The sequence below is a fragment of the Chloroflexota bacterium genome (genome assembly GCA_016219275.1).
Taxonomy (GTDB): Bacteria; Chloroflexota; Anaerolineae; order UBA4142; family UBA4142; genus JACRBM01.
On record JACRBM010000032.1, the window covers coordinates 92775 to 112458 of the forward strand.

17 protein-coding genes are annotated in these 19684 nt (G+C 57.0%); 5 read left to right on the forward strand and 12 right to left on the reverse strand.

Features of this window, described 5'->3' with window-relative positions; genetic code table 11:
* Positions 1 to 23 precede the first annotated feature (23 nt).
* Together HY868_06735 and HY868_06740 are read left to right on the forward strand one after the other, a co-directional pair.
* Complete coding sequence (locus tag HY868_06735; protein MBI5301813.1) at positions 24 to 278, forward strand: helix-turn-helix transcriptional regulator; 255 nt, start codon at positions 24 to 26, stop codon at positions 276 to 278.
* Positions 278 to 1159 (forward strand): hypothetical protein, encoded by an 882-nt coding sequence (locus tag HY868_06740; protein ID MBI5301814.1) that lies wholly within the window; start codon positions 278 to 280, stop codon positions 1157 to 1159. The genes HY868_06735 and HY868_06740 overlap by 1 nt, the downstream gene beginning before the upstream one ends.
* Before the next feature lie 18 nt (positions 1160 to 1177).
* On the opposite strand, the gene HY868_06745 is transcribed toward HY868_06740, so the two are convergent.
* The 12 genes from HY868_06745 to apbC form a co-directional block, all read right to left on the reverse strand.
* Positions 1178 to 2542 carry an L-seryl-tRNA(Sec) selenium transferase gene (locus HY868_06745; protein ID MBI5301815.1) on the reverse strand — a complete coding sequence of 455 codons (1365 nt, stop codon included), beginning with the start codon at positions 2540 to 2542 and terminating at the stop codon, positions 1178 to 1180.
* A gap of 83 nt (positions 2543 to 2625) precedes the next feature.
* Positions 2626 to 3693 carry a PD40 domain-containing protein gene (locus tag HY868_06750; protein ID MBI5301816.1) on the reverse strand — a complete coding sequence of 356 codons (1068 nt, stop codon included), beginning with the start codon at positions 3691 to 3693 and terminating at the stop codon, positions 2626 to 2628.
* 79 nt (positions 3694 to 3772) lie between these two features.
* Positions 3773 to 4939: an efflux RND transporter periplasmic adaptor subunit gene (locus HY868_06755; protein MBI5301817.1), complete on the reverse strand. Its 1167-nt coding sequence runs from the start codon at positions 4937 to 4939 to the stop codon at positions 3773 to 3775.
* A gap of 15 nt (positions 4940 to 4954) precedes the next feature.
* Entirely contained in the window at positions 4955 to 7573 is a 2619-nt protein-coding gene (locus HY868_06760; GenBank protein MBI5301818.1) for a hypothetical protein, read from the reverse strand.
* Positions 7574 to 7667: 94 nt separating this feature from the next.
* Entirely contained in the window at positions 7668 to 8792 is a 1125-nt protein-coding gene (locus HY868_06765) for a restriction endonuclease, SacI family (GenBank protein ID MBI5301819.1), read from the reverse strand.
* Complete coding sequence (locus HY868_06770) at positions 8785 to 9789, reverse strand: DNA adenine methylase (GenBank protein ID MBI5301820.1); 1005 nt, start codon at positions 9787 to 9789, stop codon at positions 8785 to 8787. The genes HY868_06765 and HY868_06770 overlap by 8 nt, the downstream gene beginning before the upstream one ends.
* 22 nt (positions 9790 to 9811) lie before the next feature.
* Entirely contained in the window at positions 9812 to 10615 is an 804-nt protein-coding gene (locus tag HY868_06775; GenBank protein MBI5301821.1) for a hypothetical protein, read from the reverse strand.
* A gap of 121 nt (positions 10616 to 10736) precedes the next feature.
* A complete protein-coding gene (locus tag HY868_06780; protein ID MBI5301822.1) occupies positions 10737 to 12218 on the reverse strand; it encodes a hypothetical protein in 1482 nt (493 codons plus the stop codon).
* Positions 12219 to 12354: 136 nt separating this feature from the next.
* Positions 12355 to 12729: a PilZ domain-containing protein gene (locus HY868_06785; protein MBI5301823.1), complete on the reverse strand. Its 375-nt coding sequence runs from the start codon at positions 12727 to 12729 to the stop codon at positions 12355 to 12357.
* Positions 12730 to 12741: 12 nt separating this feature from the next.
* Positions 12742 to 13077 carry a PilZ domain-containing protein gene (locus HY868_06790; GenBank protein ID MBI5301824.1) on the reverse strand — a complete coding sequence of 112 codons (336 nt, stop codon included), beginning with the start codon at positions 13075 to 13077 and terminating at the stop codon, positions 12742 to 12744.
* A 133-nt stretch (positions 13078 to 13210) separates the two neighbouring features.
* Positions 13211 to 13711 carry a GNAT family N-acetyltransferase gene (locus HY868_06795; protein MBI5301825.1) on the reverse strand — a complete coding sequence of 167 codons (501 nt, stop codon included), beginning with the start codon at positions 13709 to 13711 and terminating at the stop codon, positions 13211 to 13213.
* The gene (apbC, locus tag HY868_06800) at positions 13708 to 14799 is read right to left on the reverse strand and encodes an iron-sulfur cluster carrier protein ApbC (GenBank protein MBI5301826.1); all 1092 of its coding nucleotides are present in this window, start codon (positions 14797 to 14799) and stop codon (positions 13708 to 13710) included. Before apbC ends, HY868_06795 begins: the two co-directional genes overlap by 4 nt.
* A 291-nt stretch (positions 14800 to 15090) precedes the next feature.
* Between apbC and HY868_06805 the strand changes: the two genes are divergently transcribed.
* The 3 genes from HY868_06805 to HY868_06815 all read left to right on the forward strand — a co-directional run bounded on the left by HY868_06805 (position 15091) and on the right by HY868_06815 (position 19621).
* Entirely contained in the window at positions 15091 to 16167 is a 1077-nt protein-coding gene (locus tag HY868_06805) for an archaeosortase/exosortase family protein (protein MBI5301827.1), read from the forward strand.
* 7 nt (positions 16168 to 16174) lie between these two features.
* On the forward strand, positions 16175 to 16639 hold the full coding sequence (locus tag HY868_06810; GenBank protein MBI5301828.1) for a hypothetical protein: 465 nt from the start codon (positions 16175 to 16177) through the stop codon (positions 16637 to 16639).
* 72 nt (positions 16640 to 16711) lie between these two features.
* The gene (locus tag HY868_06815; GenBank protein MBI5301829.1) at positions 16712 to 19621 is read left to right on the forward strand and encodes a TIGR02921 family PEP-CTERM protein; all 2910 of its coding nucleotides are present in this window, start codon (positions 16712 to 16714) and stop codon (positions 19619 to 19621) included.
* Positions 19622 to 19684: the final 63 nt, after the last annotated feature.

A 19684-nucleotide genomic window follows, 5' to 3' on the forward strand; every position in this document is an offset into this window, starting at 1 on the left:
TCATCCTTCTGAGAAGGTGTCAAATGACAAAATCTATTCATACCGACAATTATGGATTGTTCCTCGAACAACTGCGGAAAACCAGAGAATCATCTGGTTTCACGCAGGAACAAGTTGCAGAGAAAATGGAGGTTACCCAGACCTTCATTAGCAAATGCGAGCGTGGTGAAAGGCGGATGGATATTCTTGAGGTTAGAGATTTTTGCCGAGCGATTGGTGTATCTTTCGAGAAATTTATCGCCGCATTAGAACGGACACTGAAGCAAAGGGGTGAGTGATGGAATACCGGGAAGCGCTCCACATCGCGACACAAGAAGTACTGGCTTTGAAGGGACACACGGTTGATGTTCTAACCATTAAAAGACCCACCGAGATTCAGGGCGCAGTAGAATTAGCGAAAATTGTCAGCAAGTTGTCTCCGATCATCGGAAACCTACTTGAATACGCGATGGTCGCGTACCTCAATACCTCGCACGAATGGTCCCCCCACTGCCATTGGGTGCGTCAAGACCCTGGTTTTCCTGATGCTGTCCTGCAAGGTATGAATGATCCACAGCCGGGAATCGAAATCAAAACATGGTTTCCACTTGCGACAGAAATCACGGCGCGTTTCCGCGATAGCCAGACCGCTTTCAAATTTAACCAAACCAAAGTCGCGATGCTTTGTTGGATGCCGGAGTACGTCATCGCCGGTCAGCCCAAGATCATTGATGTTTGGATCGGAGATGCGATTGAGGTTGCCCAGGCGCGAGACAATCACTATCATAACCCGCCGCATTATGTTGTCATGGAACCGGAAGACACGCGCAAACGAACGCGGAATCTTCAACAGACCAACTGCAATGGGTTGAAATTTCAGGGCAATGCTTCGCAACTCAAGAAAGCGCGTGCAGTGGTTGAAACATGGGGCACGACCGGCTTGACTTATCGCACCGAAAGAAAATATCAAGCGCGTTTACGCACACTGACCGGGCAATTTCCTTACCGTCTCGATACCAACTTTGCTAAGATGGATAGAATAGTTCTACCTGGTCTTGAAGAATTCAAATCACGCGTGTTGGAGACGACATATCTTGGTCGGACGATTAGCCAATGGCTTACGGCAATCGAAAACGCAGAGGTTAATGCGCTTACAGCACTTGTAGATCGTTCAGCTTGAGCCGGCGAATGACTAATTCTATCCCACTCTTATTATTCCCTCGATCAGATTTTCTTCCTCCCTCGCCAGCACCGTGCGCGGATCGAACACGACGCGGTTTTCTTCGATGCGCGCGATGATCGGCGGCGTGTTTTCGCGCAGGCGTTTGGCGAACGCGTCCGGCGATGCGACTGTGATCGCGAGCGCGCGCGTCGGCAACGTTTCGCCGGGAAGTGAGCCGCCGCCGATGGTGGACTCGGCGTCCATCACCATCGCGGCGAGATTTTTCGCGCGCAATCGCTCTGCCCATTTGCTCGCGCGCACATCGAGTTGCTCGCGCGTCGCCGCGAGCATCATCCAGATCGGAATCTTTTTTATCGCTTCGCCTTTGAGATAATGCAAAAGTGTGGCTTGCAAACCGGCAAGTGTCACCTTGTCCACGCGTAGGGCGCGCGTCAGCGGGAATTTTTTCAGCGCGTCGATCGCGCTCTTTTTACCAACGATGATCCCGGCTTGCGGTCCGCCGAGCAACTTGTCGCCGCTGAACGAAACCAGGTCTGCACCCGCCGCGAGCGATTCTTGCGGCATTGGCTCGTGTTCCAGTCCGTACGCGCGCGTGTCGAGCAACGCGCCACTGCCGAGGTCGTCCACGCAGAGCAAATTCTTTTCGTGCGCGAGCGCCGCCAATTCTTCGAGCGTCGCTGCGTGCGTAAAACCGATCACGCGAAAGTTGGACGAGTGCACGCGCATCAACAGCGCGGTTTGGTCGGTGATCGCGCGCGCGTAATCCGCGATGTACGTGCGGTTCGTCGTGCCGACCTCGATCAACTCTGCGCCGGACTGTTGCATCACTTCGGGCACGCGAAAGCCGCCGCCGATTTCGACGAGTTGCCCGCGTGAGAGAATGACTTGCTTGCCGCGCGCGAACGTCGCGAGAATCAACGTAACCGCCGCGGCGTTATTGTTCACGACGAGCGCGCCTTCCGCGCCGATCAACCGCATGATCACCGACTCGGCGTGCGTATAGCGCGAACCGCGTTCGCCGGACGCGAGATCATACTCCAGGTTCGAGTACCCTTGCGCGGCGATCTTCATCGCGGTAAGCGTGTCGTCGGAGAGCGGCGCGCGACCCAGGTTCGTGTGAATGATGACGCCGGTCGCGTTGATGACCGGCACGAGCGACGGTCGCGCCGCGCGTTCGATGTGTGTGCGCACATTGTCCAGCAACAGCGCGGGCATCGGCGCATCGCCGCCGGCGAGAATCGTTTTGCGCGCGTCGTCGAGCGCGTCGCGGCACGCTTCGACGATGAGCGTGTGACCGTAGCGCTGTTCCAAATCGCGCAGTGTGTGGTCTTGCAACAGCGCGTCAACGGATGGCAAGTTTCTGAGTTGGTTGGTGTTCATAATTTTTTTTAGGGGGGCGCAATGAATTGCGCTTTCACGGTTTTTGGGATGGTGTGAAGTGAAATGGTTTGGCAAACAACTTTTCACTGATCAACGGCATTGGATATATCCAAACGGTAGAGTCTCGTGTTGAAAGTTGTGCCATAACAAAGCTGTTGTTCATTAGCTGGCGGTGGTCCTACAACGACTAGTTCCTTGCCTGAACTTGACCAATCAAGTGATTGATACCAGCCTTTTGCGATCAGTTGGCGCTTCCCGGTGGATACCTCAATCAGCCAGATGCCACTCGTCTCAGTTCCTTGCTCGTTAAAGGTCGCTGATAATGCTAGCCAACGACTATCTGGCGACCAAGTCCAATCCAAAACATGATTGAATCCACTTGCGAATGAACGGATATTTGCTCCGTTCGAGTCCATCAAATAAAGATCCTTAATTGCATCCCAAGCAAATCCCCTTTCTTCCTTTGCGATGCCAGTAAACGCAATCATTTTTCCATTGGGCGACCAAACGGGATCCATTGCAAGATCTAGATCGAATTTTACAGGAGACCAATGGTCTTGCCACAGCCACCACATCTGGCTCTCCGCCGAGTTACCTATCTTATCACCAATAATTCCTTGCGTCGCGGTAGGATTCCAAGAATCGCGTCCTATATTACGGAGATCTATAGGCGAAGGATAATGGATTAAGGGAGTTCCTTTTGCTGTTTTGAAATCATACGCCATCATGTAGGTTTGGACTGTGCCATTTGCGATACACAGCACACCATAGCCAAGTCTACCATCATGCAATCGTTGGGGAGCAACGAACGAACTTTCCTGGCAGTTTGGATGATTTGGTAATTGCAACTGTTCTCGATTTGTTCCATCAGGGTGCATTCGCCATATTCTTCCCTCTCCGGGCTTGGCATAGTATTTCTCATCATACTCAAAGATTAAATCGTTGTCCTGCCACGAAACGTGTTGGTACCTCGCCGCCTTTTCTGAGACGAGCTTGAGCTTGGGATCCGGTATATTGGGTTGCGCGTCAGGGCAATCCCAATCACGAAACCAAGAAGAAAATATAACATAGAATGCCAGGCAAAGAATCACGCAAAGAATTGTGCCTGTTCCCAGCACCGAAGTAATTAGAAGTGGAAAATCTTTTCTCATTTGCCAAGTCACCAGGTTTTGATAGGGGGCAAATCTATTATTGTGTGCCGGGGTAAACTTTTGAGATTATTTGTCCCCCCTAGTTAATCACTACCAGATCGCCTTCATTCACTCCGCTGACGATCTCGGTGTTCGCGCCGTCGCTCAAGCCGGTCTCGACGAGCGCATCGCGCGGCGCGCCGGGAGCGATGATGCGTACCGCTTTGCGCGTGCCGATATTCTTGAGCGCGCGGTTTGGCACGGTGAGCACGCCTTTCTTTTCAATTGTCTGAATCTTTAACGGCGCGCCCATGCCCACGCGCACCTTGATGTCGCGCGGATCGAAATCCACAATCGCGCTGTACGAGGTGCTGCCGCGTTGCGCGGAGGCGGCGGGGAAGAGACGCATCACTTTGCCGGCAAAGCGCTCGCCGGGAAACGCGTCGAGCCGCACTTCGACATTTTGTCCGACCTGGACATGCGCGACGTCAATCTCATCCACGTCCGCCGCGATTTCGAGCGCGGTCAGGTCCGCCATCGCGGCGAGTTGCGAAAATCCGCCGACGTACTCGCCGACGCGCACGTTCACTTCGGTGATCGTGCCGTTGAACGGCGCGAGCAATTTGGTTTGCGCGGCAAGTTGTTTCGCCGCGTCCAAGTCCATCTGCGCGAGCGTCAGCGAATTGTCCAACGCCTGTAGTTCTTCTTTCGACGGTCCGTTCACGACGCGATTGAAACTCGCGCGCGCGACATCGAGATCGTTGCGCGCGGATTCGAGCGCGATAGCATTTTGCGGCGTGGGCGACGCGTTGTTATTCGTTTCGGCGGCGGCGGCGTAAAGCGTGGCTTTGCGTAAATTCGCGCGCGCGATTTCAATATCCTCGTCGCGCGGCGCGCTCTTCGCGCGCGAAATGTCGAGCTGGCGCGAGTTGAAATTCAACTCGGCTTGTTTGAGCCGGCGTTGCACCTCTTCGGAGGTGAGTGTCACGATCACATCGCCCTGATTCACCTCGTCGCCTTCGTACTTTTCAATCGTCGCGACGATCCCGGAAACGGGCAGAACCAGGCGGAGCGATTTTTTCGCGCGCACTCTGCCGGTCGCGTTGACCGACGCGCTCAAATCACCGCGGCGCACGATCACGCTGTTCGGCGGCGGCGCTTGCGGCATCATAAACACGAATCCCAGCACGCCCAAAACGATCAAGCCGATCAACACGCCGATACCGATCAGTCCTTGTCGCCGAGTGAATGGAAAATTAAATTTCATCATGGCACTCCGGGATTAAAATTCGCTCACACGATACGCGTCAGTCGTTAGTGCTTTGAGCGATTCGTCCAATGGAATCGCCGTCCACGACGCGTCCATCAACATCAAATCAATCGTGTATGGACCGTCAATGCCACGCGCGCGCAGATCGCGTTTCGGAATCGCGATGGACGCGACCTGGGAGCCGGGCATCAATCGCATTGGCGCGGTGAGCGATAACACGCGTTCACCTTGCGCGCTCCACAGCGTCGCCGCGAGCGCGTACTCGCCGGCGCGCACGACGTTGACCTCGCTCTCGATCACGAGCGCGTCCGATTCTGCACGCGCACGCGGCGCTCCGTCGAACGATGCGGTCTGGGGCGAGATCGCAAACAAAATTTGTTGCTCGCGCGCAAACCCAGTCCCGCGCGCGGTAACGCGCGCGAGATAGTATCCGCCGCGCGTCAAATCGTTGATCGTCTGCGCGTACGACCCAGGCGCGCCTTCGGCAAGCAAACGCGTTTCGGTTGACGTTCCACGCGGCGATGCGCCGTCGCCGAGCCATTGCAGTTTCACGCGCACATCTGCGCCGGTGACGCGATTAGATAACGTCGCGGTAATGACGACCGGCGAACCGGCTTGATACCACGTGCGATTCACGCCGATGTTCAAACGCACATCTGCGTCGAGATCAGTGTACGTCGTCAACACCATCGGCGCACTCGCTTTGTCGAGCCGCGTCGCGGTGACTTGCCACGTCCCAGGTTGCGCGCGCGGAATCGCGTAACCAATGAAACTGCCAATGTCCGCTTTGAGATACGTCGCGTCGCGCGGCGCGTTCGGTTCGTAGCGTGTGCCGTCCGGCGCGCGCAGTTTCAATTCCACATCGCCGCGATCCCAGCGCGCGATGAAACGCGCGGAGCGATTCGCGTCGAGCATGACGGTGCGCGTCACGGTTGCACTGGCGCGCAACGAGTCCACATTCATCGGCGTCATGTTGCGCGGCGCGAGCGGGTCAACCGGCGCGGCGGCAAAACCGATTGGGCGCGCGTCGGGATCGCGTAAACTATTCCGCAGATAACGCTCGTACGTTTGAATCGGATAGAGATACGCGGTGATGTTGAACGGGAGCGGCGTCGGATTCCAATCGTGCGCGTCGCTGTTGAGAACACGGCGCACGAGCGGACCGCTCAACGCGTGCGCGCTCCACTGCTCGATCAAGCCATCGCTCGGCGGAAAGAGTTTGAGCAGATCGAGACCCGGTTGATTGCGCGCATCGCCGGTGAGCAAATCGTACGGCACGGTCACGCGCGGCGTGTGCGTGCGATTGAAGAGCGCGGCGTACTCGGGCGTCAACTCGATGGTCGAAGGTTCGTCCGGGCGGTCTTCGATTTCGCGCGTGAGAAGCGGGTACCACAATTGCACGCCGGCTTGCGGCGTGCCGAGAATGATCGCGCGGCGCACGTCGTCTTGATACAACGTGGATTCCAAATACGCGCGCGTGTTCAAGCCGCCCATCGAGAACGCGATGATGTCCACGCGCGCTGCGCCGGTTTTCGCTTTCGCGTTCGCGATCACGTCGCGGAGTGTCGCCGCGTTTTGAAACAGCGTGCGCTTGGGCGAGATGCCTTGCGCGTAAAAAACTTGAAAGCCATCGCGTTCGAGATACTGGCGGAGCGAACGAAACTCGGTGTCGTCGAGTTGGTCCGAATCGGCGGTGTGCCAACCGTGCACGAGCACGACCGGCAAATTCATCGCGCGTATCAATTTCACATCGCCGCGAACGCTGACGCCGCGCGGCGTGCCGACCCAGGTATTGCCGCGTGCGTCGAAGGCGAGCGCGGTGATCGCATCGTCCGCGAGTCCGTCGCTCGGCGTGTACGTTTTTAACTGTGTTCCATCGAGCGAGACCAGTCCGCGCAGTGTGCCGAACCACACGCGTCTCTGCGCGTCCACGCCGAGCGCGCGCACGATGGGACTGGGCAAGCCATCGCGCTCGCTGTAAACGCGGACCTGGCGACCATCGTACACCGCCGCGCCGGCATCCGAGCCAAACCACACGCGACCATCGGGCGCGATGAGAATTGCATTCAAGCGATTGCTGGGCAAGCCGTGCGTCGTCGTCAAGCGCGCGACCGCTTTGCCGTCATAGAAGAACGCGCCGTCGTTCGTCGCGACCCAGACGTTGGCGTTCGCATCGGGCGCGAGCGCGTTCACAAAATTGTTGTTGAGCGAAACGCGCGTCCACTGTTCGTTCTCGAGCCGCGCGATGCCCGCGCCGTACGCGCCGACCCACACGCGATTTTGTTTGTCGGTCGCGACCGCGGTGAGATAATTGCTGGGGATTTGCGAGTTGGCGGTGTTGTACGTCTTGCGCGTCGCGCCGTCAAAGAGTGAGAGCCCGCCGCCGTTCGTCGCGAAATAAATCTTGTCGCCCGCCAGCGCGATGCCGGTGACGTGCGCGTTGCCCAGTCCGTGCGCGGCGGTGTACGTGACCCAGTACTTGTCCTGCGCGTCGGTCGCGCCGCGCGGGGTGCCGATCCACGCCGCGCCGTCGCGCGTGAACGCGATGCTCGTCACAAAGTTAGCCGCCAGTCCATCGCGTTGCGTGAACGTTTGGAACGCGAGCGTGTCCGCATGGGCGCGGGATGTCAAAAAGCAAAGTACAAGCAAGATGAAAACAATTTGGCGGGCACGCAGGCGAGGAGAGATTTTTGTGTTCACAAGACATCTGCTCCAGATAAAAAATCTAGGCGTCCGCTTCAGCCGCTTGGCGTAACGCCAAGAAGGCTTCTTTGAGTGGTTGGCTAACCGCGCTCTCCGGCTCAGCAAGAACAAGCGCTTGGTACGTGTCCAAGTAGTCAATTCGTAAACGGTGGAATAGATGCAAAAAGTGTCGTAGAAAGCCAATGCAATCCAGAATAGCAATTTCAGTTCCGGCGGTACGCTCATACGCGTCTTTAGCGTAACGCTGGATTTGAACATCTACTTCGTCAGTTGTGATGAAGATATAGTTGTCCAAGTGCGTATCAATTGAAGCCATCTTTTGTAATGCGCGATCCACATCATCAATCGTAACGCGTTTCATCTTCATTTCATAAGCAGTTACTACCTGGTCTTCATCTACGAGGCAGATTTCAACATCGCCGATTGCGCCAGTTTGTTCGTCTGCCGCATTGTGACCCTTCAGCGGTAACACGCGCTCGCCGATTTTGTCTCCCATGACTTGATAAGCAGTCGCAACAACCAATACCGGCAGTCGGCTAGAGTTCTTGGCTTTCAGATGTTGTTCAATTAGTGTCACAATCGCTTCTGTTGAAAGCGGCGTGATATCGCCCGAGTGACGTAATCCGGCAAGCAAGGTTGCCATACGATTGTCTTTTTCATCGCGCATCAGCAGAAGCAGTCGAAGCACCTCGGCTAAAAGATTGTCGGCGGAGACTTTGCGGGTGTGAACATCGTCTAATAGTTGCAACGCATCGGTATACAATTGGCGCGGTCTGCCAATGATTTCTACCTTGGCTGTTAAGGGGCGATCTATGTTGCGTAATGCCGGTGTCAGGAAAGCGGTTGTTGGATTACAAGGCAAGCGATTCTCGTTGATGAAATGAGTGATATACGATTCATCGTAGGAGCGACCAGAGAAACAATCCGAGCTGCCGATCTCTGTATATGGTTTTCGCGGATCCACTTGGGGGCGATCTATCTTGGCGAGCAGACATGCCATCAAAAGGCGAACTCCGGCGCGATTACGTAGACAACGACAAACGTATTCTGCCCTGCTCCGGATTTCCTTGTTTTTGACCAAGGGTCTGGATAGATTTACCGAAGCGCACGCCAATGCCCGGTGCAGTATCCGCGCTGGATCAGTCATGTTTTTTCTCCAGCAACCTCCGCATGCCTTTGCCGGGCATGACCGGGGTGTAGTTTACCCACAGACATTCCGCACGTTTACCTTTTGTTGAATGAATCGTTTTCTCCGGCGCAAGGATTTTTAACCATTTTGGCGCTGGGTATAACTCATCCATCAAATCGCATTGGTAGTTCGAGATTGCCACGCGCCCTTGCGTGGAATTTAGGACTTGGGCTAACGCACGATGTTCATCATCGGTCATCTCAAAACCGTACGAGTTATTGTCTCCGCGGGTAAGATGGACGTATGGCGGATCACAATAAAACAACGTGTCAACCGAATCATACAATCGGATGACTTCCATAGCAGGACGATTCTCTATTTGTACACGCAGTAATCGCTCTACGATTGCCGGGAGATCCTCGATACTTCCCAACCATCGGCTAACCACACCACTCATTCCCGACCTACTGGTGTTTTTACAATTTGCCCATCGTCCCAGACTGGCTGTCTGAGCCAAACCCGTACGAACTTGCCGCGCGCGAACGAAGAAACGACGCGCGCGTTCTAGCGTGTCTTGGGTTGGATCAACTTGGCAGGCGACACCGAATTCTTCGCGCGAAAAAGGTGTGAGACCGATTGCCTCAATGAGTTTTTCCTTTTGATCACGCAAAACACGAAAGAAATTAGCGACTTCACCGTCCAAATCGTTGTATGTTTCAACTGGCGACGGCGCGCGGTTCAACAAGACCGCGCCCGAACCCCCGAATGGCTCACAATAGTGGTGACACGATGGCAGTATGGGTAAAAGCCAATCCAAATGTGAGAACTTGCCCCCGTACCAACCAAAGGCAATGATCTTTTTGTGACGCAATTTGGAAATCGGTGATGGAGTGTTCCTTCTTGTTTTGGCGTACTTGAAACTCGTTTGAATAATCTCGCCAAGCTCCAGATCATCTATTGCACCGGAATATTTTTCGGTTTTCGAAATGGTTTTGCTCTCTGCTATCCGACGCATTTTTGACATTTAGATCACCTGGTTATCCTGCTGTGGTAGAATTTGACGCGATGAACTGTTCGATCCACCGTTGCACTTCGTCCAACGGCATCAGCGACACTTCGTCCACACCGCTGTCTTTGCTGTAATAATCGAACGGATTGTCAAGCCGGCGAATGAGCGCGAGCATGTACGTCGTCAGGAACGCAATCAGTCCGACGAAAAAGAGCGATTCATACGCGCTCGCGATCTTGGTCAGCCACAGCGCGAGAATGACCGAAATGTTCGTCGCTTCGGCAATTGCATATCCCGACGGTACGAAAAATGTCCCGCGAATCGTGCGGACGCGGATCAAGGTTTTGCGAATCGCAGTCTGTTCGTTTTTGATCCGCATCGTCGCGCCGGCTTCGCCGATCTTGCCCAGCCCGGCGAGGTACTGATTTAACCTGGAAAGTTCGATCATCACCGCGTCCGTATTCTGCTTTTTGTAAAACCAATCCTTGAGGACGACGGTGAGACAAAGAATCTGCTCGATACATTCGCGCGCGATCGGCGCGCCCGTGTCGCGGTAAATCGTTTGGACTTCGTCGAACAACGATGCCAGACTCGCGCCCAAATCGCCCGGCAAACGTTCTGCCTCTTTGTAATCCACCAATACGCCGGAGATGAGAAAACCGAGCAGAAACACATTTGCCGCGATCAAGCCGGACAAGAGCGGGTTCATCTCCCATACTTCGACGTCCAAATAAATGAAAACGAATTTGATGACGACGACGACCAACACGACCGGTTGGACGGCGATTGCCACTTGCCATTTGAGACGCTCACGATTCAGCCAACGACGCATAACGATAGCAGCTCCACGATGAGGATTTGCAATATTCGAATCAAGAATTCCGCCCACGAAGGACAACCACGATCACAAAGCAGAACAAAAAAACTTTGTGTCCTTTGTGGGAGAAGAATCATTACAAACTGATCTGACCACTGCCGGTCTCGCGACCGAGCGCGGGTGTCGCGCCGTCGAGTCGCAATTCGCGATCCTGGACGTACGGCAAATTGTTTTTCAGCGCGAGTTCCGCTTTCGCGAGCTCCGCGCCGAGATAAATCGCGTGGTCGGTGCGCGAGACGAAGAATGCCAACTCGCGTTGCAACGGTCGCGCGCTTGCGCCGGTGAACGTGGCGAGCAACGCGCCGTCCGGCGAAAAATGGTCCACGCGAATCTGGTATCCTTCGAGCCGAATGTTGAAACTGCCGCGCGGGTCGCGCACGAGGCGCGGATTCTTGAGGTACTCGCGCGCGCGTGTGTGCGCGATGTCGCGCGCCGCGTCCCAGGAATCGGCGTAGATGTGCGCCGAGTGCGAGACGATGACGAGATCGCCGAGCATGCACTCGCCGACGCGCGCGACGAGTTGCGCTTGGAGTTGGCGCAACCCGAACGCGTTCGTCAACCACGCGCGAAAAATATCGTGGCTGCGAAAGTACGCCGTGAGGTGCAATAGCCCGCCGCGCACGCGCGCTTGAATCAGGTTGAGGCAAGGTGGGTCGGCGGAGTTGGCGTCGCGCGCGGCGTCCCACAATCCCGCGACCGCGCGGCGCGAAAAACGCGTCGCGCGTAACTCGTCCACCATCGCGCTGATCTGATCGTTGCCGTGAAAATCGAACAGCCGCTCGCCGTAGGTGTACGCGATATTTTCCGCGCGGTCGCGCGTGAGCAATTGTGGATAGTACGCGTCGAGTTGTTCGCGCGTGACGGGCGCCCAGTCGGGTAAGTAAATGTCGTCGGGGTCTTCGCGCTCGACGACCGCGACCACGTCGAGCAGTTCGCGTTGCTGTACTGTGTACGCGGTCATATCGCGTTTGCCGAACGCGAGCACCGCGGCGAGCAGATGCGTCCATACTTCGACGATGTGATCGCCGCGCAAAATAAAGCCGGTGTGTTCCGCCGGAAATTCGTCGGCGGCGGGCACACTGCGCGGAAACACGCGCGGCTCTGCCCACGCGCCGCGCGGAGTCGTCCCGAGCTCGAGCACGGCGTCGCGCACGCGCGTCAAATCGGTGATGCCGCGCCAATCGTGGAGCGCGAGGTGGGCGCGCAGTTCGTCAATCACCTCGCGCGGAATCTCGCGATCAATCGGCGCGCCGTCGCCGATGATGCGATGCTCGGCGTCCACGCCCGCGCGCCAGAGCGCGAGCAACGCCGCGCCGCTTTGTGTGAGATCGGGTCCGCATAACGCCATCGCGCGCACGGTTGGGTGCGCGAGAATGTTTCGCAGGAGATAATTGATGCCGTCTTTGGAATAGAGGTTGCCGAGAACGCTGTACGAATCAGGCGCGAGTGAGTCGCCGACTCGCGCCTGTTTCATCCAAAGACAACACACCGCGACCGGATGATCCGGTTCACCCAGGATCACATTGTCGCGAAAATAGAGGGGCCATTCGTGAGCCATTAGCAAAACCGCGTCACTTCGTGTTCATTCTTGCGAAGGTTTGAACGCACCATTCTCGTGGAATCAAATTGGTTGTCGTTGTACTATTCCGTGGTGCTGTGGTTGGTAACCTTCGCAAGGATGGGCTAAGTATGCGTCATTTCTTTTTGGTTTTTGGTTTCGGTTTGGGTTTCGGCTTTACGGGGGAACGAGGTTTCACACCGATCTGGAGATCAATCAATCGCCGCGCGGGGGCGTCCAGTTCGTCAAAGTCAACAGACGCGTGCTGAAATGCTTTGGCGCGCGCGACGCGCGTGACGTGACCAGCCACAGTGACGAGTTGATCGTTGTCGAGCAAGAACTCGAGCGACAGGGCTTGTCCCACCGGAAACGGATCGGGCGATTCTAAGAGCGCGCCGGTCGCGCCGAGCTGAAGCGTGCGTCCGAAACCGGTGTTGGTCACCGCGCCGTTGTCCAGACAACGGTACGCCGTGAGGATGTTGGTTTTAACGCGGCGTTCAGGACGTGGCATAAGGACCTCGCATCAAGACGAGTGGAGGCGTCCCAGTTCGTTTTCCAGAGTCGCCCGGTCCATCGCATCGAGCGATGTGAATTGGACGCCGACGTGGTACGGCGGCTCATTGCGCGATTCGATGTAGACGACGCGCGCGCGGGCGTCAACGACGTGATGTTCCGGGGTGATCAGGTGAAACGTGACAGACGCGCCCGGAATCAACCACGCATAGCATTCCATCCGCGCGCCGGCAAGACTGAGATCGAGCACGCGCGTTTGGGACGCCATGAGACTGGGTGGCTCGTAATTGTAACGGACTGAAAAATCTGCGGGGATACGTTGGACGGTGCGCCGTTCTGTGCTCATCAAGAACCTGCCTGTACCGGAATTGCCTAACGAACATTTACGCTTGTAACCATTATAGGCAATCGGGAAAGACCGGTCAAGTAGGGCAGTGGTGAAAAAAGGAGGCGGAGTTGTGGCAAGTTGGAAACTTGCGCTACGCGGGGATGCGTTCAAGCAACATTTCCATCATCACATCGTCTGGGTCGTCGCTTGAGGAGGCGATCAAGTGAAAGCCCAGTTGCCGATAGAAATCAAGCGCGCGCGTTTGTCGTTTGTCGGTCGTTAGGCGCACGGTCGTGTAACCGGCTTGGCGCGCAAAGTCGAATAACTTTTGTACGACCTGGAATCCGATGCGCTTGCCGCGATACGCTTCAATCAACCAGATCCGTTTTAGTTCGCAGACGCGTTCATCAATCTGGCGGACCGCGCCGGAGCCGACAACGCGCCCATCGTCGAGCACGACGAGGAAAAGTCCGCGACGATTCAGATAATGCGCTTGAAATGTGTCAATGTCGTTGAATATGCCTTGCGCGTCGAATGTCCGCAACCGTTCATCAAGCGGGAGTTGCCAGTGAAACGTTTCTTCGGCAACCGTCACGATCATCCGCTTGACCTCGACGATCTGTTGTGGCGCGAGTGATTGGATTGCGATCACTTACGCTTGATGATCGGAATGCTCCCGCCCGCGATCAATTCGCCTTGTACCGCGTTCGCGTTCATCACGCTGATCTTTGCCGCGACTTGTTGCGCGATGTGTTTGAACGCTTGCGCGTACGCCGAATCGGGTTGGAGCGCGGTTACCGGCTTGCCGTTATCGCCGCCGACGCGAATCGCGACATCGAGCGGAATCTCGCCGAGGAAGGGCACGCCAAGTTTGTCTGCCATTTTCTGCGCGCCGCCGTGCGCGAAAATCTCGGTGCGCTCGCCGCAGTGCGGGCACATAAAGTACGACATATTTTCGACGACGCCGAGCACCGGTACTTCAAGGCGTTGAAACATCGTGATGCCTTTGAGTACGTCCGCGAGCGCAACGTCTTGCGGTGTCGCGACGACCACACCGCCGGTCAGCGGCACGGATTGTGTGAGTGTCAATTGCACGTCGCCAGTGCCGGGCGGCAAATCAATCACGAGGTAATCGAGATCACCCCAGTCTACATCGGTGAGGAATTGGCGAATCGCGCTGTGCAGCATCGGACCGCGCCAAATGACTGCTTGTTCCGGCGGGACGAGAAAACCCATAGACATCAACTTGACGCCGTATGCTTCGAGTGGAATGATGCGTTCGCCGATCGCGCGCGGCTGTTCGTTCACGCCCATCATGATCGGAATGTTCGGACCGTACACGTCCGCGTCCATCAAGCCGACCTTTGCGCCCATCTGCGCGAGCGCGACCGCGAGATTCACGGATACAGTTGTCTTGCCGACGCCGCCTTTACCGGACGCGACGGCAAACGTGGATTTAACCGGGATGTTGAGTTTACCGGTGATGCGTTGATCGGTCGGCACGTTCGCATCCCACTTGATCGTCACTTGTTGCGCGCCAACGGACTTGACCGCGGCTTGCGCCTCCGATTCGATTTGATTGCGGAGCGGGCACGCCGGCGTCGTGAGGACAATCGTAAAGTTGACGGCGTTGCCTTGAATCTTGATATCGCGAACCATTTTCAACGTGACAAGGTCGCGATGCAGTTCGGGTTCTTGCACCTTGCTCAGTGCATTCAAAACTTGTTGTTCGGTTAACATGCTCAATCCTTGTGTGAGAGTGGCTCTATTATATCCGATTTGGTTGATTCGTCCATTGAAAAACTATAAAGAGTGCGTGGCAAATTCGGGGCGTACATCTTTTTTCACCACGACCCGGTAGTTGCTTGATTGTCATTGCGAGCCGCAGAGCGGCGAAGCAATCCCTGATTCGCGGTTTGGGGATTGCTTCGTCGCAAACGCTTGGCGGCTCCTCGCAATGACAAGGCGTACTTTTGCACACGAGTGCTTGCTTTTTCTATCTGAAAGTGATAACCTACCAAGCGAAGAGTTATGACTGTCTTGGATTCACCCGCATCGCCAAGCGTCAACGCATCAGCCAAAAATAAAATCCGCGTTGTGCCCTTTGCGCGCAATGCTCTCCTCATGCTTCTCTGGCTGTGGCTCTATCGCGCCGTGTTCGATTACCTCGCGATCATTTTCACGCGCGAAGATTTCCGCACGAATCAACTCGCGCTCGTCGGTGTGATCGTTTTGTTCGCGATTCAATTTCGCCGCGAGCAAGCGCGTCCACAACTCGATGCATCACCCCAGCCCAACCTTGTGCCGCTGATGTTTGTGATCGGCGGCTCGCTTGGTTATTTGCTCGTCGAACGATTTCTCGACATCAACACGATTTCCGCGAGTCTGTTCGGCTTGGCGAGTTATGGTTTGCTCGGCTTGTGGATGAATTCGCAACATTGGCGCGCGGGTCTGCCCGCCGCGTTGCTCGTGATCGGCGTGTTGCCGTTCGGCGAGCACATGCAAACGTTCATCGGTTATCCGATGCGGATTCTCACCGCGTCGCTCGTGCGCGATGGACTCGCGTCGGCTGGAGTGGCGTCCATCGGCGTGGATACGATTTTGATTTTAGAGAACGGTGTGTCGCAGGTGGACTTGCCGTGCAGCGGCGTCAAGAGTTTGTGGACGGGCGCGCTCTTTTTGCTCGCGGCGACCTGGGTCGAGCGGCGACCATTGACCGCGCGGTGGTTCGTCGTCGCGCTCGCGTTCGCGATCATTTTGTTCGCGACGAATCTCGCGCGCGTGGCAACGCTCGTCGTCGTCGGGCAGGTGCTCGGTTCGCAACTCGCCGCCGAGATGTTGCACGTTCCGCTCGGCGTGCTCGGCTTTGTCGCGGGGTGCGCGACGGCAGTCGTTCTACTTCGTTGGCTCCAACCAAACAATACTTGGACGCAGAATGACGCAGATGAACGCAGAAAAAAAGAAAATCCGCCTCCATCCGCGTTTATCCGCCCCCCCCATATTCTCTTTTGCGCTCGCAACGACGTTCCTCGCGCTGGGATTCCTGTACACACCGCGACCGCAAACTGGGTTGATGCAATCGCCGCCCGCGTGGAATTTTCCGGCTGAGTTGTCAATGCAACCGTTGCCGCTCAAGCCGGACGAAATCACCGCGCTGGAACGCGAAGGCGCAGAGTCCGCGGAGCGATACCAGTTCGCGTGGCGCGGCATTGCCGGTTCGATGATTCTCGTGCCGAGCACGACGTGGCGGACGCATCATCGCCCCGAACGGTGTCTACAAGTGCTGGGCTGGCAAATTGACGATTCACGCGCGGCGATGGTCACGCCGGATTTTTCGGTGCGCTTTGTCGCGGTGGGACAACGCCGCGGCGGCGAGTTGAGCGCGACGTACTGGTTTCAATCGGCGACGCGCGCGACGGACGATTTCGGCACGCGGATGTGGGCAGACCTCGCGCCGCACCGCGAACGTTGGGTGCTCGTCTCGATTCTATTCGACCGCGCGCGCGATCCGAATGACGCGGACGTGCGCGCGTTCTATCTCGCGTTGCGCGATGCCATCGCGCAGAATTTGACGCGGTAGGGATATTCGTAATTCGTAATTCGTCATTCGTCATTCGTCATCTGCCATCTGCCATTCGCAAGGAGGTTCGCGATGAGAAAAGTATTGACGGTGATCAGCCCACGCGTACTCGGGTACGGGTTATTCTGGTCGTGGAACATTATTTTTGTCGCGTTCATGGTGTTGGGGTTTGCGCCGCAAGTGTTGCCCGACCTCATCACGGCGGTGCAACTCGGCACGATCCCGATCCAGTTCCTCGTCTTCGGCATCACGCTTACGCTCATCCCAATTGTCGCGGTGATTCTTGGCGCGACGCGTTTACGCCGTTCGCCGGGCGGTCTTGTCATCTTGTGGTACGCTGTGCAAGCGCCGTTGATGTTCATGCTCGCGCTTCGCTTTTTCCTTTTTCGCGATCTCACGCCCGCCGTCGCGTTTCTGATGACGATTGCGACGCTCGGCATGGCAACGTTGCTGTGGCAAATTCTCGACCAGAACATTGACGCGCGTGGCGCGGTGCTCACACACGTGCGTGTGATCGGCTTGACGCTGTTGCTCGTGATTGATCTGTACGGCAGTCTGTGGGTCGCGTTCTACACCGTGCCGGTCATTGGCGAATCCTGGAACATCCTGGGTCAGATCTTGCGTGGTATCTGGGAAGCGCTTGTGCGTTTCGACTGGCGCGATTTGCTGAGGATGGGTTGGGCAGCGCCGTTCGCCTTCCTGGGTACGCTCTTGTTCGCGTACACCGCGACGTTATTTGTCGGCGCGCCGATTGCCGTGCCGATCATCGCGGTTTATGCGTGGCAGCGCGGCGTGCGTGCCCTCGTCGCGCGCACGAATGCTTTGCGCGCAAGCGCGCTCGCCGCGGTCGTCGTCGTTGCGTGCGCGCTGATTTTCGCGCAGACGACCCAGCAACCGCAACGCGCCGTGTTCGCGCTGTTGAAAATCGCGCCGACGAATCCGAACGAGGCGCGCGCAATGTTGGATCAGCAAGACGCGATTCGCGCCGGCTTGCTCAATACGTATCTCGCCCAGTTCCGGTACATCAGCGCGGTTGGCGAAGTGCAACACATTCGCGATCTGTACACGTCCATGCTCAAACTTTCGCCGCCGCAAACGGCGAGTGTGGAGCAAGCGTACGAATCCGTCGCGCGTCCATTTTTGTACGAGCCGGTCAATCCGCCGGCAACCGACAATCGCGTCGATGGGCGCGCGTTGCGCGAGGAACCCGCGCAAGCCGCGAAACTCTACCGCGATTTTTTCGACGAACGCATCATTGACGGCGAGCATGACACGATTGCGAACGCAGTGCGCTCAACCTGGTCGCGGACGCAAGCCGAAGCCGCGCTCCAGGCGGTGGATGATCGCGAAATTTTATTGACGCGGCAAGAAATCACGATCACTGAAAACAATGATTGGGCGGACGTTGAACTGTACGAGGTCTATCAAAACCAAACGGACATGCGCCAAGAAGTGGTGTACTATTTCAGTCTGCCCGAATCCGCCGTCGTCACCGGCGTGTGGCTCGGCAATGGCACGAATCGTGCGACGCGCTTTGCGTATCGCGTTGCGCCGCGCGGCGCGGCGCAAGCCGTGTACCGCAACGAAGTGCGGCGCAACATGGACCCCGCACTCGTCGAGCAAATCGGTCCGCGCCAGTATCGTCTGCGCGTGTTCCCGATCGAGCCGCGCCGGTGGACGCGCGAACGCGGCGCCATGTCTTCGACGATCACGGACGGTCCGGCAATGCACATGTGGTTGACGTATCGCGTGCTCGTGCGTGAGAATACCTGGGCGTTGCCGCATCTCGCGGAAAAACGCAACGTGTACTGGGATGCGCGCACGACGCGACTCGTGAATGGCATGCCGATGAACGCGGACGGCGAAACCTGGTTGCCTGTGTCCATCGCCGCGACGCCGCCGATCAAAGCGACGATACATCGCGTTGACTTTGCGAACGGTGAAACGGTCATCGCGCGACCGGTCGCGGCGAGCGAATTGCCGAAACTGCCGCCGACGTTGAAACTCGCGATTGTGTTGGATCGTTCGCGCAGTATGCAGAAACACGCGGCGGAAGTGAAAACGACGCTCGCGCGTCTCGCGCAAATTTCCGGCGCGGCGATGGACGTCTATCTCACGTCGTCCCAGTATCGCGGCGAGACGCCAACGCGTATCAGTTTGCGCGAACTCGACGTGAACAGCATCACGTACATCGGCGGACAGAACGCGGGCGAATTGCTCGCGCAGTACGAGCAATTGCGCGCGGGCAACGCGTATGACGCGATTCTCGTCATCACCGATGGCTCGGGGTACGAACTGGGTGAGCCGACCGTCAAGATCGCCGTGCCGAACGCGCCGGTGTGGATGCTTCACCTGGGTGGCGAATTGCCGCTCGGCTACGACGACGCGACGCTCGAAGCGATTCAGGCGAGCGGCGGCGGCGCGGCTGGCGACATCGAGGACGCGCTGGCGCGCATCGCGGTTGGGTTGGGTCGCAATCTCGTCGCGTCGCTCGGCGATGCGCCGGCAAACGCGACGGCGGATTGGGTGGATGGGTACGCCTGGTTCACCGTGCCCGCGCGCGCAAATAATTCGAGCACCGCGCCGGATGGATTCGCAACGTTCGCCGCGCGGCGCGTGATTCTCGACACGATGTATCGCGAACGCGCGTCGCTCAAGCAACTCAAAACGCTCGATCATTTGCACGCGCTCGCGATGCAGAACAGCATCGTCACGCCGTACTCTTCGATGATCGTGCTCGTGAACGCGCAACAGGAACAATTGCTCAAAAAACTGGAACAGCAAGGCGACCGCTTTGATCGCGAGGTGGAAGAGGTGGGCGAGACCGTGCCGCAAGCCGCGAGCATCACCGCGGTGCCTGAGCCGCACGAGTGGCTCTTGCTTGCGCTCGCCGCGGCGATGCTGGGTTGGTACGCGTATAAAAGGCGCGGGCAGTGGGCGGTGAGCAGTGGGGCAGTGAACAGTAGCGAACGCTTGCTGTAACGTTCGATGCGAGGTGAAGAAAAAGCGACCCTTCGGGTCTTGGGTTGACGCGTCCGCAAAGAT